Below are 19,641 nucleotides of genomic sequence, written 5' to 3'. Positions count from 1 at the left end.
TCACACCGGCTGCCCAGGCCCGGCGGCCGCATCGGGTGCGGGCAATTTGCTGACGCGCACGCGGATTTTCTCGATGCGGGGCATGCCCTCCTGCAAGGCTGGCCCTGGCTGGGCCAGCGCGTCGAGCAACAGCGGGCTGAGGTGGCGCAATTTGGCGGCGGCGGCCGGGTTTGGCACAATCAGGCACCATTCCTGGCCCAGCACCGGCCCCGCCTGCACGGCGGCGCGCAGCGGCGCGGGCAGATGGGGCGCAATGCATTGCAGCAGGCGACGTGACAGCTCGGCCTGCTGCGTCAATTGCGCCAGCAGCGGTGAGCGCTGCACCAGGGCGCCAATGTGCGTGCCCGCCACGCGCTGGCCTGCGGCCTGGGCTTCATGCCGGGGGGGCAGGGCGCGAGGCCCTGGGCGGGCGGTCTGCTCAGGCATGGCCGCCCCCGTTTTCGTAATTTCCTTGCTTGCCGGGCAGGCGCGCCGCAGCCAGGCGCTGCGGCTTGGCTCGGCTTGTTTTTTGGCGGTTTGCACCCATGCAATTGATTATTACCGACGCCCGTTTGCGGCGCAGCTACTGCCTGAATTTCTCGCTGACCGCGCTGGCGCTGGGCCTGGCCGCGTTGCTGCTGGCCGGGGCTGCGGGCCTGTTGCTGCTGCAGCATCAGCTGCACAAAGGCAGCTGGCGCGAGCAGGCCGGCAGCATCGACCGCTTCCTCGGCGTGGCCAGCCAGGCCAGCGAGGCCTTTGCCGCCGAGCGGGCGCTGATGCGCCAGAACATCGACGACATGGCGCGCCAGCTGGGCCAGATGCAGGCCAGGCTGCTGCAGTTGCAGGGGCTGTCCGAGCGCGTGGCCGACTTGGCCGGCCTGCCCGCGCCTGGGCCGGCCGAGCCGGCGGCGCTGCTGGGCGCTTTCGATGGCGGCGCGGGCGGCCCGCTGGTGGGCGATGTGCCGCTGCAGGCCCAGGAGCTGCGCCAGCTGCTGCAGCTGCTCGACACCCGCCTGACGGCGCAGGCCGATTTCCTCACGGCGGTGGAGGCGCAGCTCTTTTCCCGCTATCTGGCCCAGCGCATGATCCCCACCCAGGCGCCGGTGCCCGGGCGCGTGGTGGGCTCGGGCTTTGGCCTGCGCATCGACCCCTTCAACGGGCGCAAGGCCCAGCACATGGGGCTGGATTTCCAGGCCCCGACCGGCACGCCGATCCTGGCCGCCGCAGGCGGCATCGTCATCACGCACGAATACCACCACGCCTACGGCAACCTGCTGGAGATCGACCACGGCAACGGCCTGGTGACCCGCTATGCCCACGCCTCCAAATTGCTGGCGCAGCGCGGCGACGTGGTGCGCCGTGGCGAGACCATCGCCGAGGTCGGCAGCACCGGGCGCTCCACCGGCGCGCACCTGCATTTCGAGGTGCTGCACAACGGCCAGCAGCAAGACCCGCAGCGCTTTCTCAATGCCGGCCGCCGGGCCGATTGGTCCGACCTGCTGGCGCAGTTCTGAGGGTCTGTTCACAGCCTTTGCGCGGCTTGAGCCAAGATTTTGAGCAGGCCCTGGCCGCGTTTCATAGGGCGCGCGCGGCTGGGCCAAGCAGGCGCTGCGGCTATACTCGCGCCCGCCCTGCATGGCAGGGCAAATCCAGCAGGTGCCGGCGCGCGTGAGCGCGCCGGTTAAACGGGAACAGGGTGCGAATCCCTGGCTGCCCCCGCAACGGTCAGCAAGTGACCGTGGGCAAGCCCTCTGCCTTGGCTGCGCCAAGCGCTCTGGCTTGCCTGCCATTGCCTGATTTTGAAAATCCGTGGCTGGCCTGAAAGGCCCGCCACGGTTGCCGCGGCCCGCCGCCCTTGCCAACAAGGATGGGCGGGCCAGCCACTGGCGCCCCACGTGGCCGCATTCTGCGGTGCGCGAAGGCGTTGGGAAGGCCAGGCCCAGGCAATGCGCCCCCTGTGTGCCGTGCATGCAGGGGGCGCACGCTTGCAAGCCCGGATACCGGCCTGTGAGAACCTGTTCAAAGTCTCGCGCGAGCGTGCAAGAAGCGGTTTGGAATGGGCTGCAAGGCGCAAAACACAGCCATAGCCCTTGCTATGGCGAGGCTTTGCCACGGCCGCAGACCGCCCAAATCCGCTCTCTTGGCCGCCGTGTAGAGGCTTTGAACAGGCTCCCAAGCGCCCCGCGCAGCCCACCCTTGGGATGGCGCAGGGCATTGCGCCCAACCACCGTCTGCGGGGATGCAGCCGAGGCGCTCAGACAGGCCCTGTGCAAGGGCGGCCAGCCAGGCGGCGGCCAGTGGCGCGCGTGCATGCGCCCTTTGGCCCGGTGGCGGTCGCGGCAGCGCCTGTCGGCGTGCGGCATGCGAGGCAGGCGGTCTGCTCTGGCTTTGTCATGATCGATCGCACTCACACACCGTTTTCCCTTCTCTTTCTCTGGCCAACCCTTGGGGGGCGCTTTGCGCCTGCGCGCGCGCGTCTGGCCGCAGCCGCCGTGCTGGGCAGCGCCTGTTGCGCGGCCTGGGCGCAGCAGGCCTTGCCCACCGTCGAGGTGCAGGCCCAGCCGCCCGCCAGCGCTTTGGGCCTGGCCCAGCCGTCGCAATCGGGCAGCCGCACGGGCCTGAACGCCCAGCAGCTGCCTGCCAGCCTGGCTTCGCAGGATGAGCAAACCTGGCGCCAGCGCGGCGACCATGCGCTGGCCGACATCGTGGCGCGCACGCCGGGCATGACGCCGCAGGGCGCGCCGGGCAATGGCGGCATGGCCTTCACCACGCGCGGCTTCAGCGGCGTCAACAGCGTGGGCCTGGCCGAGGATGGCTTGCGCCTGGGCGTGGCGGCGGGCACGGTGACTTATCCCAGCGACAGCTGGGGCTATGAGCGCATCGAGGTGCTGCGCGGCCCGGCCGCCACCGTCTATGGCGGCGGCACCGTGGGCGGCACGATCAACGCGGTGCGCAAGCAGCCCAGCCGCACGCCCGGCCAGGAGCTGCTGCTGGGCGCGGGCCAGCATGGCGCGGTGCGCGCCGGCCTGGGCGCCACCGGCCCGGTGGGCGAGCAGTTCAGCTACCGCCTGGATGTGTACGGCCACCGCGCCACGGGCCAGCGCGAGCTGGGCCGCAGCAGCGGCGGCAAGCTGATGAGCGCGCTGCGCTGGCAGCCCGATGCGCGTTGGCAGGTCGATTTGCTGGCCGATCTGAGCATGGACAAGCCCGAGCGCTACTTCGGCAGCCCGGTGCACGATGGGCGCATCGTTCCGGGCCTGGAGCAGCGCAACTACAACAGCGAGGACAGCATCGTGCGCTACGAGGACCGCCGCCTGCGCGCCCGTGCGCAGTGGCAGGCCCAGGACTGGCTGACGCTGCGCAACGAGCTGTACCGCTTCAGCGCGCACCGCCACTGGAAGAACATCGAGAGCTACCGCTACGAGCCGCAGACGGACACGGTGGCGCGCAGCAGTTACCTGGAAATCGGCCACGACATGGGCCAGCTGGGCAACCGCCTGGAGGCCGTTCTGGAGCTGGGCGCGCACCGCGCCGTGGCCGGCTGGGAGGTTTCGCGCACCGACTTCACGCACACCAACAACGCGCCCTATGGCGGCAGTTCCACGGTGCCGGCCCGCTGGCCGCAACATGGCTTGTGGCACAGCCCCGACCCCACGCTGCCCAAGTTCGACACCCGCACCACGGCCCATGCCTTCTACCTGGAGGACGCCTGGCAGGTGCAGCCGCGCTGGCTGGTGCTGGCCGGGCTGCGCCGCGACGTCTCGCGCTATTCGCGCTATGAGCGCGTGCGCGGCACGCCGTTTGACAAGACCCTGGGCGGCACGGCTTGGCGCCTGGGCCTGACGCACCAGCTTGGCGCCGGCGCCAGCCTGTACGGCCAGTTCTCGCAGGGGCACGACCCCATCACCAGCATGCTGACGCTGAACCTGGCCAGTCGCGACTTCAAGCTCAGCACGGCGCGCCAACTGGAGGTGGGCCTGAAGCAGCAATTCGGCCAGGGCCTGGGCGAGTGGACGGCGGCGGCCTACCGCATCCAGAAGAAGGACATCATCACGCGCGATGCCGACAACCCGCGCCTGTCGGTGCAGGGCGGGCGGCAAAGCGCCAAGGGCCTGGAGCTGCAGGCCGTGCTGCGGCCGCACCCGCGCTGGCAGCTCGAGGGCAACTGGGCCTGGGTGGACGCGCGCTTTGACGAGCTGCGGGCCTCCAACGGCGCTGACCTCAGCGGCAATCAACCGGCCAACGTGCCGCGCCAGAACGCCAACCTCTGGAGCCACCTGCGGCTGGGCCAGTGGCATGGGCAGTGGCAGCTCTCGCTGGGGGCGCGCTACGTGGGCGCGCGCTTTGCCAACAACACCAACACCGTGCGCACGCCCGGCCACACCGTCTGGGATGCCGCGCTGGCCTGGCAACTGCGGCCCGGCGCAACCGTGCGCCTGCAGGCGCGCAACCTGGCCGACAAGCAGTACACCAACCGCGCCATCTCCGGCTCGCAGGCCCTCCTCGGCGGCGCGCGCCGCTTCGATCTGACGGCCGAATGGATGTTCTGATGTCGCCTTCGGCTGCAAAACCCAGGCCAGGGTGCGCCCGGCGCGCCGCGCGCACCCTGGCGCTGCTGGGCGCGCTGGCGCTGGCCGCTTGCGGCCAGCAGCCAGACGGCGCGGCGCAGGGGCCAGCGCAGGGGCCAGCACAGGCAAAAGAGCAGAGCAAGGTGCAGGCCAGCGCGCCGGCTGGCGCGCAAGCCAGCGCCGAGCCGCCCACGGCCGTGGCGCCAGTGACCGTGCCGGTCTGCGGCCAGAGCGTGACCTACGACAAGGTGCCGCAGCGCGCGGTGACGCACGACGTCAACCTCACCGAGATGTTTTTGTTCCTCGGCCTGGGCGACCGCCTGGTGGGCTACAGCGGCCTGCGCGACAGCAAGCGCGTGGCGCCCCAGTTCCAGGCCGCGCTGGCGCAGGTGCCCAACCTCTCGCCGCGCGGCATGAACCTGGAGCGCATCGTCGCCTCCGAGGCCGACTTCGTCTTCGGCGGCTGGAGCTACGGCTTTCGCGATGGCGGCGTCACGCCGCAGCTGCTGGCCGAGCTGGACATTGCCAGCTACGTGCTCACCGAATCGTGCATCCGCAAGGTCGCGCGCGAGCGCGTCTCGCTGGAGGACACCTTTGCCGACATGCTCAACCTGGGGCGCATCTTCCGCATCGAGGCCCAGGCCCAGGCGCTGGTGCAGGCCCAGCGCCAGGAGCTGGCCGCCACCGTCGCGGCCGTGCAGGGCGTGGCGCAGCGCCCGCTGGTGTTCGTCTACGACAGCGGCCAGGACGTGCCGCAGACCGCCGGCCGCTACGGCATGCCCCAGGCCATGATCGAGGCCGCCGGCGGGCGCAACCTGTTTGCCGACATCCCGGCCAACTGGCCCAAGGCCAACTGGGAGGACGTGGTGCAGCGCAACCCGGACTGGATCGTCGTCATCGACTACGACCAGCCCGACGCCCAGGGCAAGATCGACTTTCTGCTGGCCAAGCCCGAGCTGCAGCACGTCACGGCCATCCGCCACAAACGCTTCATCGTGCTCGACTACGCCGAGGCCACGCCCGGGCCGCGCAACGTCGCGCGCGTGCGCACCCTGGCCCAGGCGCTGCACCCCCAGCGGTTTGGGCCTTGATGGCCATGGCTTTGCACCGCCTGCGCCCCCGCGCCTGGAGCAGCTGGTTGCTGTTGCTGGCCGCGCTGCTGCCCGTCTCGCTGACGCTGGCCGTCACGCTCGGCCCGGTGCCCATTGCCGCGCCCGATGCCTGGGCCATCGCCGCGCACGAAACAGGCCGCGCGCTGGGCCTGCAGCTGCCGCGCGGCGCCTGGAGCGAGGCGCAGCGGCAAATCGTCTGGCAGCTGCGCATGCCGCGCGTGCTGCTGGCCGGCGTGGTCGGCGCCGGGCTGGCCGTGGTCGGCGTGAGCATGCAGGCCATGGTGCGCAACCCTCTGGCCGACCCTTATCTGCTGGGCGTGTCCTCGGGCGCTTCGCTGGGCGCAGTGGGCGTGCTGGCGCTGGGCCTGCTGGGCGCAGCCGGTGGCCTGGCGCTGCCGCTGGGCGCCTTTGGCGGCGCGCTGGCCGCCTGCGTGGCTGTGTACGCGCTGGCCCATGCCCAAGGGCGGCTCTCGGCCACGCGGCTGGTGCTCGGCGGCGTGGCCATCGGCTACTGCCTGGCCGGCCTGAGCAGCCTGATCGTGCTCACCTCCGACCAGCGCGACCTGGCCGGCGCCGTCATGGCCTGGACGCTGGGCAGCCTGGCGGGCACGCAATGGCACGAGCTGGGCCTGCCCAGCCTGGTGCTGCTGCTGGGCACGCTGTGGCTGGCGCTGCAGGCCAAGGCCTTGAACGCCTTGCTCACCGGCGACGAAACCGCGGCCACGCTGGGCATCGACACCACGGCGCTGCGGCGTCGGCTGTTCGTGGCCGTCTCGCTGCTGACCGGCGTGATGGTGGCCGTCAGCGGCCCGATCGGCTTCGTCGGCCTGGTCGTGCCGCACATCACGCGCATGCTCGTGGGCGCCGAGCACCGCCGCGTGCTGCCCGTGGCGGCGCTGCTGGGCGCGTTGTTTCTCATCTGGGTCGATGCTTTTGCGCGGCTGGCCTTTGCGCCCACCGAAGTGCCCGCCGGCGTCATCACCGCGCTGCTGGGCGGGCCCTTCTTCGTCTGGATGCTGCAGCGCGATGGCCGCCGCGCACAGGGGGCGCCATGGAGCTGAGCGCGCAGCGCCTGAGCTGGCAGGCCGCCGCGCGCCACATCGTGCGCGAGGTCAGCCTGCAGGTGCATAGCGGCGAGATGGTCGGCTTGCTCGGCCCCAACGGCAGCGGCAAATCCACGCTGCTGCGCATGATCTACCGCACCCTGCCGCCCAGCCGCGGCCAGGTGCTGCTGGACGGCAGTGACCTGTGGCAGCAAACGCCGCGCCGCGCCGCCCAGGCCATGGCCGTGCTGGCCCAGCAGGGCAGCCCGCCCTTTGCGCTGAGCGTGCACGAAGTGGTGCTCATGGGCCGCATCCCGCACCAGCGCCCGCTGGCGCGCGACAGCGCCCAGGACCTGCACATCGTGGCCCAGGCTCTGGCGCGCGTGGGCGCCCAGGCACTGGCGCAGCGGCGCTTTGACACCCTCTCCGGCGGCGAGCAGCAGCGCGTGCTGCTGGCGCGCGCGCTGGCCCAGCAACCGCGCCTGCTGGTGCTGGACGAGCCCACCAACCACCTGGACGTGCGCCACCAGTTCGAGCTCATGAACCTGCTGCGCAGCCTGCGGCTGAGCACCCTGGCTGCGCTGCACGACCTGCAACTGGCCGCGCACTACTGCGACCGCATCTACCTGCTGCAAGGCGGCGCCATCGCCGCCCAGGGCCGGCCGGCCGAGGTGCTGGACGCGGCCACCATCGCCCGCGTCTATGGCGTGCCCGCCCAGGTGCGGCCCAACCCGCGCACCGGCAAGCCGCTGATCGAATTCCTGCCCGATGACTTGCCAGGTGCCTTGCCAGGCGCCCTGCCTGGCGCCCCATCCGATGACCGAACAGAACCGCCCGCCCATGCCCCCGATCGATGCTGAGCCGCAGGCCGCCAGCCATGCCCGCGTTGCCTGCGCTGCCAGCCATGACCATGACCCGCGCCCGCTGGGCGTCATCGTGCTCGGCCGCGGCGGCAGCGGCGCGGCCGCGCGCGAGCAACTCCAGGCCCTGGCCGAACCACTGCGTGCGCTGCTGCCCGAGGCCCGCATCGTCATCGCCTTTGCCGACCGCGCCAGCCCCTCGCTGCCCGAAGCGCTGGGGCAATGCCTGCCCTGCCGCCAGATCATCGTGCAGCCGCTCTTTCTGCCGGGCGAGAACGCCTTGCTGCGCTGGCTGGAAAAAGTCGCCCAGCGCTGGCGCCACCAGCAGGCCAGTGAGTCAGAGGCCCTGGCGGCGTTGCCGCCCATCGTCTTTGCGCCCGGCATCTGGCAGCAAGCGGCCTTGCCTGAGCTGCTGGCGCGCCAGATCGCCCAGGCCCAGGCCCTGCCCGACGTGACCCAGACCACGCCCGAGCGCTGGCAGCACGACCCGGCGGCCTGGTCCACCATCCCGCCGCACCAACGCCACGCGCTGCTGTGCCTGGGCCCACGCTGCACCGCACTGGGCGCGGCGGCGCTGTGGCCGCAGCTGACCGAGCGACTGCGCGCCTGCGGCAAGCTGCAGCGCGGCGTCATGGCGCTGCAAACCAGCTGCCAATACCCCTGCAACCACGGCCCGCTGATGATCGTCTACCCGGAGGGCATCTGGTACGGCCGCCTGGACGAGGACGCCATCGCCCACATCGTCGACGAGCACCTGCAACACGGCAGGCCACTGGCGCAATACCGCATCCACCGCACCGGTCAGGAGCCAGCTGGCGGTGCTTGAGCCGATCACACGTCGATATTGGCCGCGCGCAGGGCGTTGGCTTCGATGAAGTCGCGGCGCGGCTCCACCTCGTCGCCCATGAGCATGGTGAAGATGCGGTCGGCCTCGATGGCGTCCTGGATTTGCACGCGCAGCAGGCGGCGCACGGCCGGGTCCATGGTGGTTTCCCAGAGCTGCTCGGCGTTCATTTCGCCCAGGCCCTTGTAGCGCTGGCGGCTGGTGGTGCGCTCGGCCTCGGCCAGCAGCCATTGCATGGCCTGGTGGAAGCTGGTCACCTCCTGCTCTTTCATGCGCTCGCCCTCGCCGCGTTGCACCTTGGCGCCTTCGCCCAGCATGCCGCTGAGGGCCTGGGCGGCCTGGGCCAGGGTGTGGTAGTCGGCGCTTTTGGCAAAGTCCTGCGGGATGAGGCTGCTTTTGATGTTGCCGTGGTGGCGGCGGCTGATGCGCAGCACGGGTTTTTCGGTGCGCGGGTCGATCAGGGCCTCGACCTGCGCCTGCTCGGTGACGCGGGTGCGATCGCTCAAATGCTGTTGCAGCGCGGCGGCGGTGTGCTGCATGTCCTCCAAGGTGTCGGCGCGCAGCGGCACGCCGTCGGCCAGGGCTTGCAGGGCCTGGCCGTCCATGTAGGTGGACAGGCGCAGGATGGCGCCCTGGGCTTTCTGGTAGGTGGCGGCCAGTTTTTCCAGCGCTTCGCCCTCGATGGGCTGGGCGCCTTCGCGCGGCAGGATGCGCGCGTCGCGCAGCGCGATGCGGGTGAGGAACTGGTCCAGCGCCTGGGCGTCCTTGAGGTAGAGCTCCTCCTTGCCGGCCTTGACTTTGTACAGCGGCGGCTGGGCGATGTAGATGTGGCCGCGCTCGACCAGCTCGGGCATCTGGCGGTAGAAGAAGGTCAGCAGCAGGGTGCGGATGTGCGCGCCGTCCACGTCGGCATCGGTCATGATGATGATGCGGTGGTAGCGCAGCTTGGCGGCGTCGAAGTCGTCGGCGCCGCTCTTGCCGTCATCGCCCACGGTGCGGCCAATGCCGGTGCCCAGGGCGGTGATGAGGGTGAGGATTTCGTTGCTGGAGAGCAGCTTTTCGTAGCGCGCTTTCTCGACGTTGAGGATCTTGCCGCGCAGCGGCAGGATGGCCTGGAACTTGCGGTCGCGCCCTTGCTTGGCGCTGCCGCCAGCGCTGTCGCCCTCGACGATGTAGATCTCGCACAGGGCGGGGTCTTTCTCCTGGCAATCGGCCAGCTTGCCCGGCAGGCCCATGCCGTCGAGCACGCCCTTGCGGCGCGTCATCTCGCGGGCCTTGCGCGCGGCTTCGCGGGCCTTGGCGGCCTCGACGATCTTGCCGCAGATGAGCTTGGCGTCGTTCGGTTTTTCCAGCAGGAAGTCGGTCAGCGCGCGGGCCACGATGTCTTCCACCGGGGCGCGCACTTCGCTGGAGACGAGCTTGTCCTTGGTCTGGCTGCTGAACTTGGGCTCAGGCACCTTGACCGAGAGCACGCAGCACAGGCCCTCGCGCATGTCCTCGCCGCTGACTTCGACCTTGTCCTTCTTGGCCAGGCCGTTTTCCTCGATGTATTTGTTGATGACGCGGGTCATGGCCGCGCGCAGGCCCGTCAGGTGCGTGCCGCCGTCACGCTGCGGGATGTTGTTGGTGAAGCACAGCACGGTTTCGTTGTAGCTGCTGTTCCACTGCATGGCCACTTCCACGCCGATTTCCGTGCCGGGGATGCCGCCGTAGCTGTCGGCCGGGCGGCTGCCGCTGGCGTAGAAGGTGGTGGGGTGCAGCACCTGCTTGCCTTTGCTGATGAACTCCACAAAGCCCTGCACGCCGCCGCTGCCGGCGAAGTCGTCCTCCTGGCCGGTGCGCTCGTCCAGCAGGCGGATGCGCACGCCGTTGTTCAGAAAGCTCAGCTCGCGCAGGCGCTTGGCCAGCACTTCGTACTGGAATTCGTTGTTCTGCTGAAAGATGTCGGTGTCGGGCAAAAAGTGCACGCGCGTGCCGCGCTGCTCGGCCGGGCCGATGATGCGCATGGGCGAAACGGGCACGCCATCGACGACTTCGATCTGGCGATCGAGCAGCTTGCCGCGCGAGAACGTCAGCTCGTGCTGCAGGCCCTCGCGGCACACGGTGACGGTCAGCGAGGAGGACAGCGCGTTCACGCAGCTCACGCCCACGCCGTGCAGGCCGCCGGAGACCTTGTAGCTGTTCTGGTTGAACTTGCCGCCGGCGTGCAGCTCGGTCAGCGCGATCTCGGTGGCCGAGCGCTTGGGCTCGTGCTTGTCGTCCATCTTGATGGCCGTGGGGATGCCGCGGCCGTTGTCCTGCACGCTCAGCGAGCCATCGCCGTGGATGGTGATGAGGATGTCGTCGCAGTGGCCCGCCAGGGCCTCGTCGATGGAGTTGTCCACCACCTCGAACACCAGGTGGTGCAGGCCGGTGCCATCGGAGGTGTCGCCGATGTACATGCCCGGGCGCTTGCGCACGGCCTCCAGCCCTTCGAGGATCTGGATCGCGCCGGCGTCGTAGTCCGAGGGCGGGGCCGGGGGCAGCACGCCTTCGAGTGTGTCGGCGGGATCGGGGCGCTTGGCGTCGGTCATGAAAATTCCTTTCTCTGGCGGCAGGCACGCGGCGGTGGGCCCAAAACGCCTGCTGCACCATGGGTGTGGTGCAGCAGCAATGTGGCGGTGGCTTGCACAAGCCCTCAAATGCGCATCGGCATCACCACGTACTTGAAGTTGGCATCGCCCGGGATACTGATGAGCGCCGAGCTGTTGCCGTCCTCGAAGGCGATGCTGACCATGTCCTGCTGCATGTTGGAGAGCACGTCCAGCAGGTAGCTGACGTTGAAGCCGGACTCGACCTTGCCTCCGCCGTAGTCGATTTCCAGCTCGTCCTGCGCCTCCTCCTGCTCGGCGTTGGCCGAGCTGATGCGCAGCATGCCGGGCTCGAAGTTCAGGCGTACGCCCTTGAACTTGTCGCTGGTCATGATGGTCATGCGCTGCAGGCTGGCCTGCAGGGCCTGGCGCCCCAGCGTGACGACATTGCCGTAGCCCACGGGGATGACGCGGTTGTAGTCCGGGAACTTGCCCTCGACCAGCTTGGTGACGAACTCCAGCCCGTTGAAGCTGAGCTTGGCCTGGTTGTTGGCGAACTGGAATTGGATCATCGGGCCGGCATCGTCCTTGCCCTCGCCCGCCGGGGCGGCCGGGGCCTTGACGTCGCGCAGCAGGCGTTGCAGCTCCAGCACGGTCTTGCGCGGCAGGATGACTTCTTGCTTGGGCACGTCGGTGTCCAGCGTGGCGCTGGCAAAAGCCAGGCGGTGGCCGTCGGTGGCCACCAGGCTGAGCGTGCGGCCCTCGGCCACGAACAAAATGCCGTTGAGGTAGTAGCGAATGTCCTGCACCGCCATGGCAAAGGACACCTGGCCCAGCAGGTTCTTGAGCACCGCCTGCGGGATGGAAAACGCCGGGCCGAAGTTGGGCGACTCTTGCACCAGCGGGAAGTCGCTGGCCGGCAGCGATTGCAGCGTGAAGCGGCTCTTGCCGCCCTTGAGAATGAAGCGATCCTGCGAGGCCTCCAGCGTCACGACCTGATCGGGCTGGAAGGTGCGCAGAATCTCGATGAGCTTGCGCGCGCCGATGGTGGTGGCGAAATCGGCTGCGGCATCACCGCCCAGGTCGGCCGTGGTGCGGATCTGCACCTCCAGATCGCTGGTGGTCAGCTGCAGGGTGTTGCCATTCTTGCGCAGCAGCACATTGGCCAGGATTGGCAGGGTGTGCCTGCGCTCGACGATGCCGGCAATGGATTGCAGGACCGACAGTACCTTGTCCTGAGGGGCTTTGAAAACAATCACCTGGTCTCTCCATGAAGGGCGCAGCGGGCATGGCCCGGGCCGGGCACAGCCAGAATCGCCCGAAAAACGGGCAAATGCGCTATTTTGGCCGAAAACCGCCCCTGATCTGGTAAAGGCGGGCGCTGTGTGTGCCGCAGCCATGCGGGCGGCCGCAAAGCGTCACGGCCTGTATGCACATTCGCTGTGGCTGGCGTGCGCCCCAGGCTGGGATAGGTTGAAAGTTCTACGGGCGCAGCAAGTGGTCCGATCCTGGGGGTGAGCGCGGCGCGAACAGGTACTCAGGGCTTCGCCTTGGGGGCGGGCGGGCGCTGAGGTTGCAGCTGTTGCATGCGCTGCTGCACGGCCTCGCCCAGTTGCAGCACGGCCAGGGCGTAGTAGCTGGACTGGTTGTAGCGCGTGATGGCGTAGAAGTTTTCCGTGCCCAGGATGTATTCGGGCGGGCGGGCGCCGTTTTTCAGCTCGACCAGCGCCATCAGGCCGTCGTACTGCGTGCCCGCGGGCAGCGGCAGCGCGCCCAGCTGCTGCAGCGTGGCCTGGTCGAAGGTGGGCAGGATGTCGGGCGCGAGCAGGGCGCGCAGCTGCTCGGGCCGGGCCTGCAGGGCCACGCCCAGATAGGCTGGCTGATGCGCGCGCCAGCCGTGGGCCAGCAGGTAGTTGGCGACTGAGGCGATGGCGTCCTGCGGGCTGCCGATCAGATCGACCGCGCCGTCCTCGTTGCCGTCGCGGCCGTAGAGCAGCCAGCTCGAGGGCATGAACTGCGGCACGCCCATGGCGCCGGCGAAGCTGCCCTGCAGGGTCAGCGGGTCCAGGTCGTTGCCGTGGCACAGGCGCAGGAATTGCTCCAGCTCCTTGCGGAAGAACTGGCCGCGCTCCAGCGCGCGCGGGTGGCTGCTGGGGTAGTCGAAGGCCAGTGTGGCCAGGGCGTCGAGCACGCGGATGCTGCCCATGTTCTGGCCGTAGGTGGTTTCGATGCCGATGATGCCGACGATGACGCTGGCGGGCACGCCGCTGCGAGCCTCGATCTCTTGCAGCTGCCGCTGGTGGCGGCGCCAGAAGGCCACGCCAGCCTCGATGCGCGCAGCGGTGAGCAGGCGCTCGCGGTAGGCCTGCCAATCGCGCACTGTGGGGGCTTTGGGGGTGGAGGGCGTCATGAGCCGCTTGACGCGGCCGTTGTGCCGCGCCTGCGAGAGCACCTTCCAGGCCCATTCGGCGGAGATGTCCTGATCGGCGGCAAAGCTGCCGGCCAGGTCGTGCAGCTGCGTGGCCCAGGCGCTGTCTTGCGCTGCGCCCTGGGCCTGGGCTGGCGCGCCTGCTGCGCCCAGCCATGTGAGGCAGGCCAGGGCGGTGCAGGCCAGCGCATGGCGCCAGCGGGCGCGGGCAGGCAATGCGGGGGCGCGAAGTCGGGCAGGCAAGGGAGCAGACACGGGGATGGGGGCAATCACGGTGGGGGCGGGGCGGGCCAGCGCAGCTGGCGCCAGCGGCGTTCCAGTTCGGCCAGGGACGCCGGAGGTTGGGCAGCATAGCGCTGCGCATCCATCAGCAGCAGCCATTGTGCGGCATCGGCAGTGTCCTGGGCGCCAAAAAATTCCTGCATTTGCTGGGCCATGCGGCGCGGCGGCAGGTGCTCGGGCAGGTGCAGCCCGGCCTGGGCCAGGCGTTGGCGGGTTTGCGCCATCAGGCGCTGCCAGGGGTCTTGCCGCCTGCGCAGCAGTTGCGGCAGGCCCAGGTAGCCCAGGCCGATGGCCAGCACCAGGACGACGGTGAGCAAGGCCAGTTGCGACCAATTCAGCCGTTGCAGGCCCAGGGTTTGCAGCAGCGATTGCTGGCGGCCTTGGTCGTAGTTGAGCACCCATTGCGTCCAGCGGTAGTCGATGGCATCGCCCAGGGCCTGCAGGCGCAGCAGCCAGCGCGCGCCGGCGCCAAAGCCGCGCGCGCGCTCGTCGGCGCCGGCGCTGTCCAGGGCCTGCGACTGCGACAGCTCAATGCGCTCGGGCGCGATGGCGCCGGTGGGGTCGATGCGCGTCCAGCCCTGCTCGGGCAGCCAGACCTCGACCCAGGCGTGGGCGTCGGACTGGCGCACGGTCCAGACGCCGTCGATGGGGTTGGGCTCGCCGCCCTGGTAGCCGGTAACGATGCGCGCCGGGATGTCGGCCGCGCGCATCAGGATGGCGAAGGCCGAGGCGATGTGCTCGCAAAAGCCGCGGCGGTGCACGAACCAGAACTCGTCGGCCGTGTCCTGGCCGTACAGCGGCGGCTGCAGGGTGTAGTGGAACTGCTCTTGCCGCAGCTGCTGCAGCACCTGCGCGATGAGGGCCTGATCGACCGCCAGCGTCTGCGCGGGGCCCGCATGGCGCGGGTGCTGCTGGCGCAGCTGCGCGGCCCAGGCGCGCGTGCGCGGGTTGCCATCCTGCGGCAGTTGCAGGTACTGGTGCAGTTGGCTGGGCTTGGCCAGCCGCGCGAACTGCCCGCCCAGATGGCTGCTGGCCTGGTAGCGCGTGGCGCTGTTGAGCGGGCGATGGCTGTTCCAGACCAGCTCGTGGCTCAGGGCGCTGCGCAGCCCGCCAGCCTGTGGCTGGACTTGGGGCAGCCATTCCAGCGGCAGCAGCCAGCGCTGGCCGTGCGGTTCCAGCACGGTCTCGTAGCGCACGGCCTGGCCGGTGGGCTCGAAGGGGTTGTAGGCCGTGCCCGGCTCGGCCTGGGGTTGCACGGGCAGGTCGCCGCGCGCCGTCCAGTGGCGGCCCTGCAAGTGCGAGAGCACCGGGCCGCGAAAGTACATCTGCCCCTGGCTGGGGATGGGCGAGCCGGGCGCAAAGCGCAGCCGCAATGCGATTTCGCGGCTTTGCGCCAGCTGGCTGATGGTGCCCACCTGCATGGATTCGGACAGCCCGGTGCGGCCCTGGCCGGGTGCATTGGGGATGCCCCACAGCGGCGCAAAGCGCGGAAACAGCACATACAGCGTGCCAATCAGCGGCAGGCCGATGAGCACCAGCAGCGCCGCGCTGCGCGCCGCATCGCGCAGCGGCGGCCGGCCCACGGGCTTGTGGGCGTTGACCAGCGCCGTCAGCAGGCCCCAGAACACCAGCACCATCAACAGGGCCACGGGCAGGGTCTGGTTGAACAAGAACGTGGTGACGATGCAGAAAAAACCCAGGAAGAACAGCACCAGGGCGTCGCGCCGGGTGTGCATCTCCAGCGTTTTCAGGGCCAGCAGCGTGAGCAGCAGCGTTAGCGCCGCGCCAGAGATTGACTGCTGCGTGAGCACTTCCCAGCCCGCGCCCAGCAGCGCCAGGGCCAGCAGCAGCGCCAGCTGCCAGCGCTTGGGCAGGGGGCGCTGGCGCAGCGCCAGGGCAAAGCGCCAGGCCAGCAGGCCCAGCGCGAACACGCCGGCCCAGGTGGGCAGCGCGCGCGCCATTTGCAGCGCCAGCAGGCTGAGCACGGCCAGCAGGAACAGGGTGTCGCGCGTCTGGCGGGGCTGGGCGTCGAGCCAGCGGGAGAGGCGGTGCTTCATCGTGTCGTTCCGGATGCGGGCCTGGCGCGGCGGCGCCCGCGGGCGGCGTTCAACTCAGCGCCAGCGCCTTGAGGCACTGGTGCATGTGCTGCGGGCCCTGGCCCGGCGGGATTTGCTGCTGCGGCAGGCGCAGGCCGTAGACGAGCTGCTGCGCATGGGCGGCCAGCACCCAGGCGCACAGGCGGCTGAGGATGGCCTCGGGCTGCTGCAGGCCGGTGGCGGCGTGGTCCAGCCACAGCTGGCTGGCCTGCTGCTCGGTCTGGTCGCGGCGCACCCAGTCACCGCTGCCGGTGGCCAGGGCCGTGGCGGTTTTCTTCCACAGGATGGATTTGATCGGGTCGCCGCGCTGGTAGCTGCGAAAGCCCTCCATCTCGAACGAGGGCGTGCGCGCCGAGGCCAGGCCTGCCTGCCCGGCGCTGTGCTGCGCCGGCAGCGCCGGGGCGTTGGGCTCGGGCGCGGGATAGACCAGCAAGCTGGCGGCAGGGCGCCAGATCGACCAGACCCGGAAGGCGCCGATGGGGTAGCGCGTCTGGATGCTCAGCGCCGGGCAGGGGTGCTGCCCGCGCGGCAGCGGCGGCAGGCTCAGCGGCACGGCCAGTGGCTGCCCGGCGGGCACGTCCACCACGCTGGCGTGGTCCTCGGGCTGGCCTTGCGCGTGCAGCGCGATCGCAAAGCGCGTGCCCTTGCCCGGGTGCTGCAGCACCAGCGGCAGGCGCGCGGGCTGGTGCGCAAACCAGGGCGGGGGCTCCTGGCAGTGCAGTTGCAGGCCGCGCAGATTGCCATGCGCCACCAGCACGCTGACAAAGCCCACGCCCGCGAGCATGAAGGTGAACAAAAAGCCCAGGTTGATCTGGTAGTTGATGGCGGCAATCAGCAGCAGCGCGGCCGTCAGGCCCAGCATCCAGCCGGCGCCGCTGGGCAGCACGTACAGGTTGCGCTGCGAGAGCTGCCAGTGCATCGTGCGCGGCAGGCGGCGCTCGATCCAGGCGTTAAGGCGCTGGCGCAGCGAGCCGGGCAGCAGGCGTGGCGCGGGCATCGCAGGCCTTAACGCAACGGCACGGCCTGCAGCATGGCCTGCACTTGCTCGGCGGCGCTGCGACCGGCCTGCGAGACGGGCACCAGGCGGTGCGCAATGGTCTGCACCAGCGTGGCCTGCACGTCGTCGGGCGAGACGTGCGCATGCCCCAGGATCCAGGCGCGGGCCTTGGCCACGCGCAGCAGGGCAATGGCCGCGCGCGGGCTCAGCCCCTGCACGAACCATTGCCCCGAGCGGCTGGCCTCGACCAGATCCAGCACATAGTCCAGCAGCGCCGGGGCGGCATGCACCTGCAGCACGGCCTGCTGCATGGCCAGCAGGTCCTGCGCATCCACCAGCGGGCGCAGCTGGCGCACCTGCTGGCGGTGGCCATTGGCCTGCAGCAGCTGGCGCTCGGCCTGGCGGTCGGGGTAGCCCAGCGAGATGCGCATCAGAAAGCGGTCCAGCTGCGACTCGGGCAGCGGGTAGGTGCCCAGCTGCTCGCGCGGGTTTTGCGTGGCGATGACGAAGAAGGGCTGGGGCAGGGGCCGGGTGGCGCCTTCGGCAGAGACCTGCTGCTCCTCCATGGCTTCGAGCAGCGCGCTTTGCGACTTTGGGCTGGCGCGGTTGATTTCATCGGCCAGCAGGATTTGCGAAAAGATCGGCCCCGGGTGGAAGACAAAGCCCTCCTGCGCGCGGTCATAGACCGAGACGCCGGTCAGGTCGCTGGGCATCAGGTCGGCGGTGAACTGCACGCGCGCGAACTGCAGGCCGAAGCTGCCGGCCAGGCCGTGTGCCAGCGTGGTCTTGCCCACGCCGGGCACGTCCTCGATCAGCAGGTGCCCGCCGGCCAGCAGGCAGGTCACGCCATCGAGCACCTGGGCAGGCTTGCCGACGATGAGCGTGTTGAGCTGCTCCAGCACGGCGGCGACTTGGTCTTGGTAGGGCATTTTTGACGTTAAAGTAAGTGCGCCATCGGATGGGGCAGGGGGCTTGCGACAGGGCCGCCGCCGCATCCCGGTGCGGCGGCGATTTGTCATCAAAGCGCACGATGGTAAACAAAAGAAACAGCGGAGACAATGCAATGGCCACAGGATATTTCACCCACCGCGATTGCTGGTTGCACGACATGGGGCCGGTGCACCCGGAATGCGCGGCCCGGCTGGACGCCATCGAGGACCGGCTGCTGATGAGCGGCGTGCTCGATGCGCTGCAGCGCCACGATGCGCCCAAGGCATCCATCTACGACCTGGAGCTGGCGCACAGCCGCATGCACGTGGCGGCCATGCGCGGGCTGGATCTGCTGATGCAGGAAGAGCTGCTGGCCGGCGGCGACGGCTACTCGCAGATCGACACGGACACCATGCTCTGCCCCCACACCTGGAATGCGGCGCTGCGCGCAGCCGGCGCGGTGGTGGCCGCCACCGAGCTGGTGGTCGAGGGCAAGCTGAACAACGCCTTTTGCGCCGTGCGCCCGCCCGGCCACCATGCCGAGCACGACAAGGCCATGGGCTTTTGCTTTTTCAACAACGTGGCCGTGGGCGCGATGTACGCGCTGCACCGCTGCCAGCTCAAGCGCGTGGCGGTGGTGGATTTCGACGTGCACCATGGCAACGGCACCGAGGACATCCTGGCCAGGGAGCCCAAGGCCCTGATGGTGGGCTTTTTTCAGCACCCGTTCTACCCGCACAGCGGCGAGACGGCCAAGGGCGAGAACATGCTCAACGTGCCCGTGCCGGCCTACACCAAGGGCATGGACGTGCGCGAGATCATCGACATGCTGTGGCTGCCGCGGCTGGAGGCCTTCCAGCCCGAGATGGTGTTCATCAGCGCCGGCTTTGACGCCCACCACGAGGACGACATGGGCCAGCTGATGCTCAACGAGAGCGATTACAGCTGGATCACGCAAAAGCTCGTCGAAGTGGCCCAGCGCCACGCCAAGGGGCGCATCGTCTCCAGCCTGGAGGGCGGCTACGTGCCCGATGCGCTGGCGCGCTGCGTCGAGGCGCACGTGCGCGTGCTGGCCGGGCTGTAGTCAGGACGGCGCGCGCATGGAAGGAGAGGACCGCATGGCTTCAGAGGACTTGCTGCTGGTCGAGCGCCAGCCCCATGGCGTGGTGCAGCTCACGCTCAACGACCCGGGCCGTTTCAACGCGCTGGGCGGCCAGATGCTGGAGGCGCTGATCGCACAGTTTCAGACGTTGGCCGCAGATGCGCAGCTGCGCGCCGTGGTCATCGCCGGCAACGGCAAGGCCTTTTGCGCCGGTCACAACCTCAAGGACATGGCCGCCCACCCGCAGCTGGCCTGGTACCAGGCGCTGTTTGCGCAGTGCAGTCGCTTCATGCTGGCCATCCACCGCCTGCCGGTGCCGGTCATCGCCAAGGTCGATGGCATTGCCACGGCCGCCGGCTGCCAGCTGGTGGCGCAGTGCGATCTGGCCGTGGCCAGCGACAGCGCGCGCTTTGCCGTCAGCGGCATCCAGTACGGCCTGTTTTGCTCCACGCCCAGCGTGCCGCTGGTGCGCAACGTGCCGCTGAAGAAAGCCATGGAAATGCTGCTCACGGGCGAATTCCTCTCGGCGCAGCAGGCTCTGCAGGCCGGGCTGCTCAACCGCGTCGTGCCGGCCGAGCAGCTCGATGCAGCGGTGCAGGCCCTGGTCGATGCCATCGTCGCCAAGCCGCGCATCTCCATCGCGCGCGGCAAGGAGCTGCTCTACGCCCAGCAGGAAATGGGGCTGGAGGCGGCCTACCAGCTTGCCGCCCAGACCATGGCCATCAACATGATGGACGCGGCCGCGCAAGAGGGCGCGCAGGCTTTCGCGCAAAAGCGCCCGCCGCGCTGGCAGGACTTGTGAAGGCAGAGGCTTCAAAAGCCTTTTCACG

Annotated in this window: 15 protein-coding genes and 1 riboswitch; of the genes, 8 read left to right on the top strand and 7 right to left on the bottom strand. The window is 69.6% G+C overall.

Going from position 1 to position 19,641, the window contains the following annotated elements; genetic code table 11:
* Positions 1-426, bottom strand: a complete 426-nt coding sequence (locus CK625_RS05515) for a DciA family protein (protein ID WP_143326188.1) — start codon at positions 424-426, stop codon at positions 1-3.
* Positions 427-524: 98 nt separating this feature from the next.
* On the opposite strand from CK625_RS05515, the gene CK625_RS05510 reads away from it, so the two are divergent.
* From CK625_RS05510 to CK625_RS05485, 6 genes are all read left to right on the top strand, one after another.
* Positions 525-1,493: a M23 family metallopeptidase gene (locus tag CK625_RS05510; RefSeq protein ID WP_095539294.1), complete on the top strand. Its 969-nt coding sequence runs from the start codon at positions 525-527 to the stop codon at positions 1,491-1,493.
* A 123-nt stretch (positions 1,494-1,616) separates the two neighbouring features.
* Positions 1,617-1,745, top strand: a riboswitch (cobalamin riboswitch).
* Between the two features lie 627 nt (positions 1,746-2,372).
* Positions 2,373-4,529, top strand: coding sequence for a TonB-dependent receptor (locus CK625_RS05505; RefSeq protein ID WP_095539293.1), 2,157 nt, complete (start codon positions 2,373-2,375; stop codon positions 4,527-4,529).
* On the top strand, positions 4,529-5,638 hold the full coding sequence (locus CK625_RS05500) for an ABC transporter substrate-binding protein (RefSeq protein ID WP_095539292.1): 1,110 nt from the start codon (positions 4,529-4,531) through the stop codon (positions 5,636-5,638). The genes CK625_RS05505 and CK625_RS05500 overlap by 1 nt, the downstream gene beginning before the upstream one ends.
* A 5-nt stretch (positions 5,639-5,643) precedes the next feature.
* The gene (locus tag CK625_RS05495) at positions 5,644-6,720 is read left to right on the top strand and encodes a FecCD family ABC transporter permease (protein ID WP_238945537.1); all 1,077 of its coding nucleotides are present in this window, start codon (positions 5,644-5,646) and stop codon (positions 6,718-6,720) included.
* Entirely contained in the window at positions 6,711-7,562 is an 852-nt protein-coding gene (locus CK625_RS05490) for a heme ABC transporter ATP-binding protein (protein ID WP_095539290.1), read from the top strand. Before CK625_RS05495 ends, CK625_RS05490 begins: the two co-directional genes overlap by 10 nt.
* Entirely contained in the window at positions 7,543-8,388 is an 846-nt protein-coding gene (locus tag CK625_RS05485) for a (2Fe-2S) ferredoxin domain-containing protein (RefSeq protein ID WP_143326187.1), read from the top strand. The genes CK625_RS05490 and CK625_RS05485 overlap by 20 nt, the downstream gene beginning before the upstream one ends.
* 5 nt (positions 8,389-8,393) lie before the next feature.
* On the opposite strand, the gene gyrB is transcribed toward CK625_RS05485, so the two are convergent.
* The 6 genes from gyrB to CK625_RS05455 form a co-directional block, all read right to left on the bottom strand.
* On the bottom strand, positions 8,394-10,979 hold the full coding sequence (gyrB, locus tag CK625_RS05480) for a DNA topoisomerase (ATP-hydrolyzing) subunit B (protein WP_095539289.1): 2,586 nt from the start codon (positions 10,977-10,979) through the stop codon (positions 8,394-8,396).
* A gap of 104 nt (positions 10,980-11,083) precedes the next feature.
* Positions 11,084-12,235: a DNA polymerase III subunit beta gene (dnaN, locus tag CK625_RS05475; protein WP_095539288.1), complete on the bottom strand. Its 1,152-nt coding sequence runs from the start codon at positions 12,233-12,235 to the stop codon at positions 11,084-11,086.
* A gap of 278 nt (positions 12,236-12,513) precedes the next feature.
* The gene (mltB, locus tag CK625_RS05470; RefSeq protein WP_238945536.1) at positions 12,514-13,647 is read right to left on the bottom strand and encodes a lytic murein transglycosylase B; all 1,134 of its coding nucleotides are present in this window, start codon (positions 13,645-13,647) and stop codon (positions 12,514-12,516) included.
* 26 nt (positions 13,648-13,673) lie between these two features.
* Positions 13,674-15,743 carry a transglutaminaseTgpA domain-containing protein gene (locus CK625_RS05465; RefSeq protein WP_095539286.1) on the bottom strand — a complete coding sequence of 690 codons (2,070 nt, stop codon included), beginning with the start codon at positions 15,741-15,743 and terminating at the stop codon, positions 13,674-13,676.
* 49 nt (positions 15,744-15,792) lie between these two features.
* On the bottom strand, positions 15,793-16,779 hold the full coding sequence (locus CK625_RS05460) for a DUF58 domain-containing protein (RefSeq protein ID WP_095539285.1): 987 nt from the start codon (positions 16,777-16,779) through the stop codon (positions 15,793-15,795).
* Between the two features lie 8 nt (positions 16,780-16,787).
* A complete protein-coding gene (locus CK625_RS05455) occupies positions 16,788-17,708 on the bottom strand; it encodes an AAA family ATPase (protein WP_095539284.1) in 921 nt (306 codons plus the stop codon).
* A 134-nt stretch (positions 17,709-17,842) separates the two neighbouring features.
* On the opposite strand from CK625_RS05455, the gene CK625_RS05450 reads away from it, so the two are divergent.
* Together CK625_RS05450 and CK625_RS05445 are read left to right on the top strand one after the other, a co-directional pair.
* Positions 17,843-18,793, top strand: a complete 951-nt coding sequence (locus CK625_RS05450; protein WP_238945535.1) for a histone deacetylase family protein — start codon at positions 17,843-17,845, stop codon at positions 18,791-18,793.
* A gap of 34 nt (positions 18,794-18,827) precedes the next feature.
* On the top strand, positions 18,828-19,613 hold the full coding sequence (locus CK625_RS05445) for an enoyl-CoA hydratase (protein WP_172425095.1): 786 nt from the start codon (positions 18,828-18,830) through the stop codon (positions 19,611-19,613).
* Positions 19,614-19,641 lie beyond the last annotated feature (28 nt).

Origin of the sequence: Vandammella animalimorsus (assembly GCF_002285265.1) — a bacterium.
Classification (GTDB): Bacteria; Pseudomonadota; Gammaproteobacteria; order Burkholderiales; family Burkholderiaceae_C; genus Lampropedia.
Note: the sequence above shows the minus strand (reverse complement) of the source record. Positions and strands in the feature narration are given on the sequence as shown.